Source organism: Falsibacillus pallidus (assembly GCF_003350505.1).
GTDB lineage: Bacteria > Bacillota > Bacilli > Bacillales > DSM-25281 > Falsibacillus > Falsibacillus pallidus.
In genome coordinates, this window is the sequence record NZ_QQAY01000005.1 from 72126 (window position 1) to 84852 (window position 12727).

Below are 12727 nucleotides of genomic sequence, written 5' to 3' on the forward strand. Positions count from 1 at the left end.
GCAATGTATGATATGGAAGATTACGGTTCAGAATAGGGGTGTTTTGTATGAGAATAAGAGATTGGGACCGCAATCTTCAGATCAGGCTGTTTGGGGAAGCCTTGATCAATATCACGTTTTGGATGTTCTTCCCGTTCTTGACGCTGTACTTTACAGATGAATTCGGGAAAGAGAAAGCAGGATTTCTACTCATTTTTTCACAAGTATTTTCCGTCGCGGCCAACTTGCTTGGCGGCTATTACGCAGACCGATACGGACGCAAGCGCATGATGGTCCTCGCATCCTTCGGCCAGGGTGCTGCCTTCTTCATTTTCGGATTGGCAGATTCACCATGGATCCACTCACCGATCCTCGGCTTCATCTGCTTTACGTTTGCCGGCATGTTCGGCTCCGTCTACTGGCCAGCAAGCCAGGCAATGGTCGCAGATGTCGTGGATGAAAAAGACCGAAGCAGCGTATTCGCCGTCTTCTATACATCTATTAATATCGCAGTCGTCATCGGACCGATTCTTGGAGGGATCTTCTATGTCAACTACCCATTCCAAGTCATGGTCATCGCCGGCTTCATCTGCATCCTCCTTTCCCTCTTGTTGATCAAATACACAAGGGAAACCGCACCGAATCTGGTCTCACAGGATGCTGCTTTGGAAGCCCCGCGGTTAAAATGGTACGAGGCACTGATGAATCAAGTCCGGGACTACAAAGTCATCGGCAGCGATCGAATCTTCCTGCTTTATATACTCGCAGGGATCATCGGCGCACAGATCTTCATGCAGCTCGATTTGCTTGTCCCTGTCTATATTAAAGACACAATCAAGAATGCTACACTATTAAACGTTGGAAATTGGGATTTCACCTTAAAAAGCGAGCAGCTCTTCGGATTTGTGTTATCCGAAAACGGCTTCCTCGTGGCGATCCTGACTGTTTATGTCACCAAAAAAATGAACACTTTCCGCGAACGCAATGTATTCATGGTCTCCGCTGTCACATACGCACTGTCTATGCTATTGATGGGTGTGTTCGGCACAGCATGGGGCATGATCATCGCCATGGCAATCTTTACATTCGCCGAACTCATGACAGCCGGTCTTCAGCAAAGCTTCATCTCCAAGCTTGCACCTGAGCACATGCGCGGCCAATACTTTGCAGCGGCCAGCCTACGCTACACAATCGGGCGAACCCTCGCTCCGCTGGCCATTCCGCTCACAACACTATTCGGCTTCCAATGGACATTCTACTCACTGACCGTCCTTTCCTTGATAAGCGCCGGCCTATACTGGGTCACATTCCAGCTGTTCGAGAAGCGCAAGGCGGAAGCAATTTGATAAAGCATCCCACTTTGGTGGGGTGTTTTTTGTGTAAATCTAGTGGAAAACTATATTAGGATTGGCCATCTGGTGTTAATAATGTGGATGATTTGTTGAAAACTTCAGTATCAAGCAGTTTTTATAAAATGCGAAGTTGTTCTTTATGGGGATAAGATGAGAATGTTTAATCAAAATCGACTTGTTTATCTAAATTTCTTGGTGATGAGGTGGATAAAAAAGAATTGTCCACATGTGGATAACTATTATTTAGTGGACTCTCCGCCAAAATACCCCCTAAGCACCTCGCTGAACACCTCTATCGTCTTTGAACCCCCGCTCTCCCATTGCTTGATGATCGAAAAGTCGCGCACCACCGGGGTATCTTCGCAATCAATGATTTTGAGTACTCCGGCATCGACTTCTTTTCGAATCGCCCATTTGGACAAGAGTGTGATGCCAAGCCCTGCTTCCACGGATTCCTTGATGATCTGAGTGCTGCCGAATTCCATCATGTCTACCGGCTTCAAGTTATGCTTCGACAAACATTGGTCCACCGCTTCCCTTGTACCGGATCCTTTTTCCCGGACAATCCATCTTTCATTTGCCAAATCCTCCATCTCGATCGGCGTCTTCTTCTTTGCAAGCGGATGATTCTTTCCGGCAATCAAGTACATTTCATCATTGGACAGTTTTTCCAGCGATAGTTCTTTATGCACTTTTTGCCCTTCTATCACACCAATGTCCAGCTTGTTTGCAAGTACTCGATCAGCGATTTCAGCCGTATTTCCAATTGTGATGCTCGGGTGGACATTAGGGTATTTGACGAGCAAATCGGAAATGGTGTGCGGCAGAATATACTCCCCAAATGTATAGCTAGCGCCGATTCGGAGCTCACCCCTAGGCTCATTCAAAACAGATTGAATGGCACGATTCATATTTTCATGGAGTTCCTTCATTTCCAGAACATAATCTTTCAGAATCTCACCCGCTTTTGTCAGCTTAATATTTTTCGTCTGCCGGATTAAGAGTGCAGCACCCAGTTCTTTTTCCAGACCCGAAATATACTGGCTCACCGCAGGCTGTGTCATGAACAAGGTTTCCGCGGCTTTTGAAAAACTTCTCTCCCTTGCAGCTGTTAAAAATACGAGGTACTTCTGCTCCATCGTCACCCCACCTTTCTATAAGCTATTACTTATACTTTTCATCAAAATGATTAATTTTCATTATACGAAAAACAGGACTATGATAAAAGGGATAGATTGGGGGATTCAAAATGAAAAATTTTACCGCGGGTATATTATTTACGGGGATCATCGCGCTGCTTGGGACACTCCTTTCAAAAGCTCCATTTTTCAGCAGCATTGGACCTCTCGCCTCTGCTATCCTGCTAGCGATAGTGTACCGGCAGCTTGCAGGGTATCCTGTGTCCATCAAGCCCGGCATCGATTTTTCTTCCAAAAAGCTGCTAAGATTGGCCATCATCCTTTTTGGATTAAGATTAAATATCATTCTGATTGTCAAGCAAGGCCCGGCCGTCATCCTGCTTGGGATCTTTTCGATCGTATTTTCCATTTTCCTGATGATTTGGCTTGGCAAAAAACTTAAAAGCGACGCATCGACCATTCTTCTGCTAGGGGCTGGGACCGGCATCTGCGGGGCCGCGGCCATTGCTGCCATTGCACCGATCATCAAGGCAAAAGAAGAGGATACCGCACTGAGCGTCGGCATCATTGCACTGATGGGGACCATTTTTTCCGTTACCTACACCTTGCTTTATTCCTGGTTTCCAATTCAGTCAGGGCACTATGCTTTATGGAGCGGCGTCAGCCTTCACGAGATCGCGCATGTCGCCTTGGCTGCTGAGCCTGCAGGAGGAGACGCATTAGCACTCGCCCTATTAGCTAAACTCGGACGTGTCCTTCTGTTGATTCCGGTGAGCTTCGCCTTTATGTATTGGATGAAAAAAAGAGATGCAAGCCAGGGACAGGCATCCATCTCCTTTCCATATTTCCTGATCGGATTTGTATTAATGAGCATAGCCGGCACCCTTTTAGATGAAAAAGGACTATTAAATCCTCAAATAATGGACACCGTTTCAAAAGTCACCACTTTTATTTTGACCATGGCCATGACCGGACTCGGGCTGAATATCCACTTTAAGCAGCTCAAAGACAAAGCCATGAGACCGCTGCTGACGATTTTCATTGTCTCCATCGTATTGTCCGTCGCCACGTTCTTTCTCACAATGCTTGCGATTTAAGGTTCGGGTGCCGCCGAGCCTTATTTTTTTATCCAACGAATAAGAAGTAAAAGCAGCCCCATCACAAAATGTGACAGGCACTAAGAAAAGAGGAAGCGCCTTGAAAGCCGCGACACGCATAAGACGGAACACGTAGGAAATCCTGATTTCCGTAGAGTTGCGGCTTATGACCTCGAGCGGCTAGGCGCTGGAGCTGGACACGCCCCGACTTTTGTCGAATTTTGCAGGGTCTCGTGCACGAGGGTTAAGGCTGAATTTGCCCTTATTCTGCTCACTCGCGCATAGGAGGAGGGTTTTGGCGCATAAGCGGTGTGGTTTCGCGCATAGCCTGGTATTTTTCGCGCATAGAGTTTGGAAAATGGCGCAAAGGGAAGCATTTTTCGCGCATAGAATCTCCGGAGAGGACCATCCACCATGATTTTCGAGTTGGTTTTTCAGGATTTGACCCTGTCCTACTAGATTTCTTTCCTAATTGTTCACCAAATCCTCGATTTCCTTTAGTGATTAAATGTTTTACGCACAAATGTTATACATTTTTCCAACCAATTAAAAAAGCTGGAACCCAAAATTGGATTCCAGCTATCCTTTTACTTTCTGCTTATAGATTTAACAATGAATCATGATTATCATCATACTCGGAATCGAGCATTAGATTCAAAGAAGCATCTAGAGCCAAGCTGCTCATGAAATTATCTTCGTCATCTGATGACATTGCACTTAATCCAGCCATAAGGTCAAGATTGGTGTTGAGTTGATCATCATTATTTTCAATCCAAAGTCTAGTGTTCAAATTGCTCATTAAGCTGCTGTTGCTGTGGTCGTTATCTGAAGAATACATTGAGTCAGCCATTACATTTGCCATTGCATTTAGACCGAGTTTGCTTGAATCCTCATCGTTCTCAGCCATAGCCCACACACCTGCATCTGCTTTTGCATCCAATGATGATAGATCTTCTTCATCACTTGTCATTGCGTTTACATCTGCCATTGTGTTGGCACCTAGCATTGCACTGTTCATGTCGCCATCTTCTGTGCTTTTCGCTTCTGCCCACACACCTGCATCTGCTTTTGCATCCAATGATGATTGATCTTCTTCATCGCTTGTCATTGCATTCACATCTGCCATTGTGTTGGCACCAAGTTTCGCACTGTTCATGTCTCCATCTTCTGTGCTTGTTGCTTCTGTCCAAACACCTGCATCTGCTTTCGCATCCAATGAAGTTTGATCTTCTTCATCACTTGTCATCGTGTTCACATCTGCCTTAGTGTCGGCACCTAGCTTCGCACTGTTCATGTCGCCATTTTCTGTGCTTTTCGCTTCCGCCATAACGCCTGCATCTGCTTTTGCGTTCAATGAAGATTGGTCCTCACTATCTTTCGTCATAGCGTTCACATCTGCCTTAGTGTCGACACCTAGCTTTGCACTGTTCATGTCGCCATTTTCTGTGCTTTTCGCTTCCGCCATAACGCCTGCATCTGCTTTTGCGTTCAATGAAGATTGGTCCTCACTATCTTTCGTCATAGCGTTCACATCAGCACCCGCATTGGCGGAGACAGATGAACGATTGTCATTTCCACGGTCGCTCTGCTCTGCTGATACACCGGCTTTTGCATTCTCTCCAGCTTTTAATGAACCTTCTTGATCATCGCTAGATTGGCTTTGAAAATTCACGACGTTTTCAGATGAAACATCTGCAGCTGCATTTGAAGAATCGTGGTCACCCATCAGGTGAAGTGATCCAGTCAGATTGTTGACAATGTTCAATGAAGAATCATGCTCTGCTGCAAAGCTAGCTTGTCCTCCGATTAGAATTCCTGCTGCAAGGCTTCCTGTAATAGTCAATGTTTTAATGAAATTTGTTTTTTTCAATGTACTCGCTCCTTCTTCTTTTTAGTAGTTTTTTTATATTCAAACATTTAAAAAGAAGAAAGATTTCGGAGGTTGAGAAGGTGGTGCATTCAGCCATTGATCATAATAAATTTTGGACTTTCCAGTCTTGGGCTGCAAATAACGGTATTCCAGATCAAAGCCGCTTCCTAATATTGCAGCGAACGCTGGGGACACGGCAGTTCCTGTTCCTCCGCTAGAGGCAGTGGTCTGCATACTAGATCCACCTGCAGGAACAATGGCTTCATAATGTCCTGTCCTATGTTTTTGATGATGAACCGGAGTCTTTCCTTCCGGATGGTTCTCCATCAAAGGCTGTACCTTAGGCATTTTCACCTTTTGCACATTGTCCGATGCGGAAACTGGTTCACCCTTTTCCTCTTTAGGCTTAATGGATGGTGCAATTGTCTGCTTTGGCTGGGCGGCATCCGCTTGTACTTCAACTGGATGTTCTTTAACAGAATGCTTGTCCTCTTGTTTAGAGTGGCCAACTTCCACTTTTACCGTAGGGTTTATAGTGGATACTTTCGTTTCGACCGGTCCTACATCCGCATTCACAGCCGAATTATCCGTTGAATCGTCAGCTTCCTTCCCAATCTTAACGGAAGGAGACTCATCCACTTCAATATCCGCGATGCCCGTGTTCACTTTGATTTTCGGCTTTTCACCTAGATCGACATCCACCAGTTTCACATCTGACTTTGTGCCAACAACGTTTTTCACTGTGTTTTTCACTGTATCTTCCACACTGTTAGTCACACTCTTCACTGGTTTTGCTATAGAATCCACTGTGCTTGCAACCTTGTCCAGGACTGTGTCGTCTGACTTTTCATTTTCCTTTCCATTCAGCACCGTATCAGCCGTATCCAACGTTTGATCAACCGTTTTGGTCGTCTGATCGACTACGCCTGAAAGCAGGCCCCCATGTGCAGATGCCATGGACGGAAATGCGAGAATACCAAGGAAAATGAGCGAATAGGCCAATTTGTTTCGCACGTTCTTCTTCACCTCCCTTCGTCCTTTTTCTACATAGCTAACGAAGAAGATAAAGAGTTGGATCACTTTTTTTAAAAAAATTTTTCAAAATCTAAAAATGACCCTGCTTGTTCAGAATTCTCTCTCTTTTTAACTGTGATAACTTTCCTACGAATTACTATTGAGAAAGTCCCAAGCCTCTGATAAAATACTAATCAACTTCATACGGTTTCCTTATATAAAGATGGTGATATGGACCATACGTTTCTACCCGGCTGCCGTAAATAGCTGGACTATAGGGAAAGTCAGATTGATTAAATCAATTATCCATCGTGGGTTCAGACTTTCTTTATAAAAGGTTGAATTCACGATTTTTTTATTTTCTTTTGAGAAGTCTGACATCTGATGACGTACCAATCATCTAAAGGAAATCGCAATCATCTAGGAGGTCATTATGGACATTTTATTAGGCATACTCAGTTTAATCGGTGTTTTATTCCTTGGCTGGCTGCTCAGCAGCAAGAAATCTATCATCCCTTGGCGCACCATCCTTATTGGAATGGTTCTGGAAGCATTATTTGTTTTATTCGTTCTGAAAGTCCCAGTCGGGAAGACTTTTTTAGAAAAAGCAGCCCTTGGGGTGCAAAAAGTCATTGATTTCAGCAATGAAGGTATCCAGTTTGTATTCGGAGGTTTCTTCGATAAAGGAACGCACATCACGTTTGTTTTTGCGATTAACGTGCTGGCGGTCATAATTTTCATCTCTGCCCTTATTTCTGCTCTTTATTATTTGCGCGTTCTTCCACTTATTGTCCGCGTCATCGGGGTCACACTTGGAAAATTGCTCGGTACAACAAAAGTGGAAACTTTCAATGCAGTCGGAAATTCATTTTTGGGAATCGTTGAAGCACCGCTTTTGATCAAGCCTTATCTTAAATTTTTGACCCGTTCTGAAACGTTCGCTGTCATGGTTGGAGGAACGGCTTCTGCGAGCGGCGCCATCCTTGTCGGCTACTCCCTGATGGGAATCGATATGAAATACCTCCTTCTTTCTGTATTCAGCGTGCCGCTCATTTCCTTGATCATGGCAAAACTGATGGAACCAGAAACAGAAGTATCCGAGACAAATGACAACATCAAAATGGCTAAGACAGATCATACGAATATCTTTGAAGCCATCGCAGACGGTGCGGTCAACGGCGTGCAGCTTGCCATCAATATCGGTGCCCTCTTGATTGCCTTCATCGGGATCCTTGCACTTGTCAACGGTGTGCTCGGACTATTCCACACAAGCCTGTCCATGATTTTGGGCTACGCATTCTACCCATTTGCATTGTTGGTCGGCGTACCGGTGGACGAAGCTTTCAAAGCCGCATCCATCATTGGAACAAAAATGTCCATCAATGAATTCGTTGCCTATGACAACCTGACTAAGATTTCCGATCAATTGTCCCCTAAAACAGTGGCGATCCTATCTGTTGCCCTTTGCAACTTCGCCAACCTGTCTTCAATCGGACAATTGATTGTCGGACTGGGTTCCCTTGAACCATCCAAACGTCCGCTTGTGGCGAAACTAAGCCTAAAAGCAATCGTCGGAGGAACACTTGCCAGCTTCATCACGGCGATCTTCGTAGGAATGTTTATGTAAGAATTTAAGACAGGAGACAACGGCGGAACATTTCGCTTTGTCTCCTGTTTTTTTGTGTGCTCCCTTATATGAGCCCGTAATTCTTCATTCATGACGTTCATCCGGTCCTGCGCCATATTACGGGCTGTATTCTATCTCTTTCATGACCTTCATTTTGCTTTTGACCTGATTACGGGCACTTTCCAACCTCTTTCGATACCTTCACACCTCCCTTCACCTTTCCAAGGGCACCATCTAACCACATTCCTGCCCTTCACCCTCCGCAGCCAAACACAAAGGGCACTATCCGCAATGTTGCACGTCCCTCCCCCCGAAACATTCTCCAAATAAGCACATTCCACACTATGCCCCACAAAAAAACCTCGCCAAATTGGCGAGGTTTTTATTTTCCACTCATCTTCTGCAGCTCATTGACGGTCACAAATGTATACCCTTCTTTAGAAAGGTCATCCAAAATCTCTTTTATAACCTTAAGTTCATCTCCAGTATGGTCATACATTGCGTGAATCAGGATGATCGATCCCGGCTGCACGTTTTCTTTTACATAATCCAGTTTGTCAGAGACCTTCGTAAAATAAGTATCCGGTTCGAGGCTCCACATAATCGTATCCCTATCATGCTTCCACAAGTAGTAGGGGAGTCCGACTATCTTCTTCCCATTCGGTGGGCGGACATCGATTTCTCCTTTGTAGCCGGCTTCCCGGATCAACTTATCCGTTTTCTCAATCTCGTCCCGAATATAGCCAGGTGATTTAAAAATCATCCGGTTATGCGAATACGTATGGTTCCCGATTTGATGCCCGGCCTGTGCAATCTTCTCTGCCTCCACGGGATTCTGCTTCATTTCACGGCCGATAAGGAAGAATGTTGCTTTGGCGTTATACTGATCCAATAGCGGCAGTATTTCATCCACATTTTCTGTCGGACCGTCGTCAAATGTCAGGGCGACGACTTTCTGCTTCGTATCCACATGATCGATCAAACCTCCGAACAGCTGAAATGTCCGGGCGTTCATCAATTTATAGAGGCCGAAAAGCAGCAAGAAAATAATCAGCACAGTGACAGCAAAAATCATTAATTTCTTTTTCATATGACTAGCCTTTCTTTTTTCATTTCCCTCATTTTATACTAATTCCTTTAAAGATGCCTGCTTTTTTCCCCCTTAAGCCTTCGCTTCCGCTCGAGTCAAACCATACGCCGCCCAGTCCAGCTCCTTCAGCCAAACAGCAGCCGCTTCGATGTCCTTGGAGAATATGCGGTCCTTTGTAATCGAAGGGACGATCTCGCGCGATTTGTCATAAAACACTCTCGTCCTGCTCGCCATTTTCTCTACTCCTTGGAATTCTGCTCCCTGGAGTGCACAGATCAGTTCAATGGCGAGGACCCTCCGCGCATTCTGGATAATTTGATGGGCATGCCTCGAACCGATCGTCCCCATACTGACATGGTCCTCCTGATTGGCAGATGACGGGATGGAATCGACGCTTGCCGGATGAGCCAGCGTTTTGTTTTCCGAAACAAGTGAAGCTGCCGCGTATTGCATGATCATGGCTCCTGATTGCAGACCGGGCTGTGGGCTCAAAAATGGCGGCAGATCATTCAGCTGCGGATTCACCAGCCGCTCGATTCTCCGCTCGGAAATATTGGCGAGTTCTGCGACCGCAATTTTCATGAAGTCCATGGCTAGAGCAATCGGCTGCCCGTGAAAGTTCCCCCCGGAAATAATTTTCGCGCCATCGTCAAATATCAACGGGTTGTCTGTCGCCGCATTGATTTCGATCTCCAGCTTTTCTTTCACATAATCAAGCGCCTGCCAGGAAGCTCCATGGACCTGCGGGATGCATCTTAAGGAATAGGCATCCTGCACCCTGATTTCCCCTTGCGACGTGGTCAATCCGCTGTCGGACAGATACTCCCTGATCCTCTTTGCCACTTCTGTCTGCTGCGAATAGCCCCGTGCCAAATGGACATCTTCATCAAATGCATCCATAATTCCGCGAAGTGCTTCCATTGTAATTGAAGCAATCATTTCACTCTCGAGCGCCACCTGCTCTGCCTCGAGGTAATTGACCACACCCATTGCCGTCATAGCTTGGGTTCCATTGATCAAAGCCAACCCTTCTTTTGCCTGAAGCACAATTGGGGCAATTCCTTCTTTGGACAGCGCCTGTATCCCAGGGATCCTTTCCCCTTTATAAAAAACTTCCCCTTCCCCCATCAGAACAAGAGCTAAGTGGGAAAGCGGTGCAAGATCCCCGCTTGCCCCCAAAGAACCCTGCTGCGGGATCACCGGATGAATCTCCGCATTGATCAGGTCAATCAACCGTTCAATGATGACAGGACGCACTCCGGAATACCCTTTGATCAAGGCATTGGCGCGCAAAAGGAGCATCGCTCTCGACACTTCTTCCGGAAACGGCTCCCCTACTCCGCATGCATGGGAGTGGATTAAATTCAGCTGCAATTCTTCCACATCCTCAGCATTGATGAGGACATCGCTGAATTTTCCAAAACCAGTATTGATGCCATAGACGACCTTCTGCTGCTCGACAATCCGGTCCACCGCTGCCCTGCTTTTCACCACCCGCTCCATGCTTGCCGGAGAAGCTGAAACCATTGCCTTGTCAAAAAGAACCGCCTTAATATCCTTTAATGTCAATGTGCTGCCGTTTAATTCCACCATTTTATAGCACCCCTCTAATGATTTACCAAAATAAAGAAAGAGGCATGATCGAAACCGGCTGGTTAATCGATCATGCCTCTATTTATCCGTTCTTCGGCCATCCGGCCATTTTTATACATTTTCATGGTAATCAACACCCTATAAACGAAATATTCTAAAAATACAGAGTCTTTTTCCCAGTGTATGCGTTTTCTTTCATTATGTCAATATATCCTTGAGCATATTAGTTTTTTCTCGCTTTACGAAGGGTATAATAAAAGGTAGTAATTCAATAGAAAAGGGTGATCTGATGAGAGAAAAAAAATTCATGAGGGACACATTGGCCATAAAGACGAGCCACGTTCTTCCCCCAGACACCAATCATCATGGAACACTATTTGGCGGTAAGCTGATGGCTTACATAGATGATATTGCTTCCATCAGTGCATATAGATTGGCGCGCAATCCGGTCGTTACAGCTTCGACTGACTCCGTCGACTTCCTTGAGCCCATCCGCGGCGGTGATGCCGTTACGCTTGAGGCCATGGTCACATGGACTGGCAGAAGCTCCATGGAAGTTTTCGTGAAAGTGACTTCGGAGAGATTGCTCACTGGCGAAAAAGCAGTCGCTGCCCTCTCCTTCCTGACATTCGTAGCACTCGACGAAAACGGAAAGCCTGCTCCTGTTCCTCAGATTGTTCCGGAAACTCAGGAAGAACTTTGGCTCAATGAAACTGCGCTCAGACGTGCAGAGCACCGCAAGACCCGCAAAAACGAAAGCGCAGAGCTTGCACGATTCTTTGCAAGAGAATAGACAAAAAAACCGGTACAGTTTTATGTGCCGGTTTTTTTGTGTCTTCAAAACCCCCTCCAAACCTTCCGCACTATTTCTTCTATTCCGACTATTAATTTCCCCCTAATAAAGTGTTTATTTTGACCGATATAAAAAAAGACAACATTGGAAACTTTTACATAATGGTTGGAAGGAGATACAAATGTATAAATTTTTATTACTTATATTAAGTGTGTTCACCCTTGTCTTATCCGGGTGTTCTGTAAAGTCAGATCAGGCAGCGGCTGATAAAAAGGAGTACCATATCGGCATATTGCTTTCCGACACGGGGCTTGGGGACGGGTCATTCAACGATTCCGCTTTTAAAGGACTCGAAAAAGCCAGGGATGAACTCGGATTTCTTTTTGACTATAGGGAAGCTCCTAACGGAAACGAAGAGAAAGCCCTTGAAGAGCTCGTCAAACAAGGTAATGACCTGATCATCGGCCTTGGCTTTTCAGCTCAGCCTGCACTCGAAGCTGTCGCCAAAAAGCATCCGGATCAGCGCTTCGTTCTTATCGACGGGATGTCTACTGTCAAAAACATCAAGTCCATCACATTTAAAGAACAAGAAGGAAGCTTCCTTGTCGGAATGGCCGCGGCGATGACTACGAAATCCCATACAATCGGATTTATCGGAGGAGCACAAGCCCCTGTCATCCAAAAATTCAAAAACGGCTACACGGCAGGTGCTCATTATATCGATCCGAACATAAACGTCCTAGTCGATTTTGCAGATACGTTCAGCGATGACAAGAAAGGAACGGAGCTTGCTGAGAAGCAAATGAAAAACAAGGCAGACTTCCTTTACCCAGCAGCTGGTTTCACAGGAGTTGGAGCACTAAAGGCAGCTGAGAAAAAAGGCATCTATTCAGCCGGAGTCGACAGCGATCAGCATTTTATTGCCGAAAAATCGATCGTCACTTCGATGATGAAAAACATCGATACCGTCGTTTACAACTTAGCGAAAGAATTCAACAAAAATGGCCGCATCGATATGAGTCCTGAAGAGCTTGGCCTTAAAGAAAACGGCGTGGGCCTTGCACCGTTCACACTCATCCAATTGACTCCAGGAGATTTAGAAAAGCTGGATGAGGCAAAAAACAAATTGATCCACGGAGAAATTCCAATACCTGAAAATGATTAAAGGAGACA

10 protein-coding genes and 1 riboswitch are annotated in these 12727 nt (G+C 45.5%); of the genes, 5 read left to right on the top strand and 5 right to left on the bottom strand.

From position 1 onward, the window contains the following. Nucleotides 1-47 precede the first annotated feature (47 nt). Nucleotides 48-1325: an MDR family MFS transporter gene (locus tag DFR59_RS10755; RefSeq protein ID WP_114745644.1), complete on the top strand. Its 1278-nt coding sequence runs from the start codon at nucleotides 48-50 to the stop codon at nucleotides 1323-1325. A gap of 245 nt (nucleotides 1326-1570) precedes the next feature. Here DFR59_RS10755 and DFR59_RS10760 read toward each other — a convergent pair whose 3' ends face one another. Next, on the bottom strand, nucleotides 1571-2470 hold the full coding sequence (locus DFR59_RS10760) for a LysR family transcriptional regulator (protein ID WP_114745645.1): 900 nt from the start codon (nucleotides 2468-2470) through the stop codon (nucleotides 1571-1573). 110 nt (nucleotides 2471-2580) lie between these two features. Between DFR59_RS10760 and DFR59_RS10765 the strand changes: the two genes are divergently transcribed. Further along, nucleotides 2581-3567, top strand: coding sequence for a YeiH family protein (locus tag DFR59_RS10765; RefSeq protein ID WP_245948453.1), 987 nt, complete (start codon nucleotides 2581-2583; stop codon nucleotides 3565-3567). Nucleotides 3568-4165: 598 nt separating this feature from the next. Here the strand turns inward: DFR59_RS10765 and DFR59_RS10770 are convergent. Both DFR59_RS10770 and DFR59_RS10775 read right to left on the bottom strand, forming a co-directional pair. Then, a complete protein-coding gene (locus DFR59_RS10770; protein WP_114745646.1) occupies nucleotides 4166-5437 on the bottom strand; it encodes a hypothetical protein in 1272 nt (423 codons plus the stop codon). A 39-nt stretch (nucleotides 5438-5476) separates the two neighbouring features. Continuing rightward, the gene (locus DFR59_RS10775; protein WP_114745647.1) at nucleotides 5477-6451 is read right to left on the bottom strand and encodes a hypothetical protein; all 975 of its coding nucleotides are present in this window, start codon (nucleotides 6449-6451) and stop codon (nucleotides 5477-5479) included. Nucleotides 6452-6644: 193 nt separating this feature from the next. Further along, nucleotides 6645-6746: riboswitch (purine riboswitch) on the top strand. Nucleotides 6747-6884: 138 nt separating this feature from the next. Here DFR59_RS10775 and DFR59_RS10780 point away from each other — a divergent pair. After that, a complete protein-coding gene (locus DFR59_RS10780) occupies nucleotides 6885-8078 on the top strand; it encodes a NupC/NupG family nucleoside CNT transporter (protein ID WP_114745648.1) in 1194 nt (397 codons plus the stop codon). 382 nt (nucleotides 8079-8460) lie between these two features. Here DFR59_RS10780 and DFR59_RS10785 read toward each other — a convergent pair whose 3' ends face one another. Further along, nucleotides 8461-9168, bottom strand: coding sequence for a polysaccharide deacetylase family protein (locus tag DFR59_RS10785; protein WP_114745649.1), 708 nt, complete (start codon nucleotides 9166-9168; stop codon nucleotides 8461-8463). A gap of 72 nt (nucleotides 9169-9240) precedes the next feature. Beyond that, on the bottom strand, nucleotides 9241-10761 hold the full coding sequence (gene hutH / locus DFR59_RS10790) for a histidine ammonia-lyase (protein WP_114745650.1): 1521 nt from the start codon (nucleotides 10759-10761) through the stop codon (nucleotides 9241-9243). A 289-nt stretch (nucleotides 10762-11050) separates the two neighbouring features. Between hutH and DFR59_RS10795 the strand changes: the two genes are divergently transcribed. Next, entirely contained in the window at nucleotides 11051-11554 is a 504-nt protein-coding gene (locus tag DFR59_RS10795) for an acyl-CoA thioesterase (protein ID WP_114745651.1), read from the top strand. Nucleotides 11555-11735: 181 nt separating this feature from the next. Further along, nucleotides 11736-12719, top strand: a complete 984-nt coding sequence (locus DFR59_RS10800) for a BMP family lipoprotein (RefSeq protein WP_114745652.1) — start codon at nucleotides 11736-11738, stop codon at nucleotides 12717-12719. Nucleotides 12720-12727 lie beyond the last annotated feature (8 nt).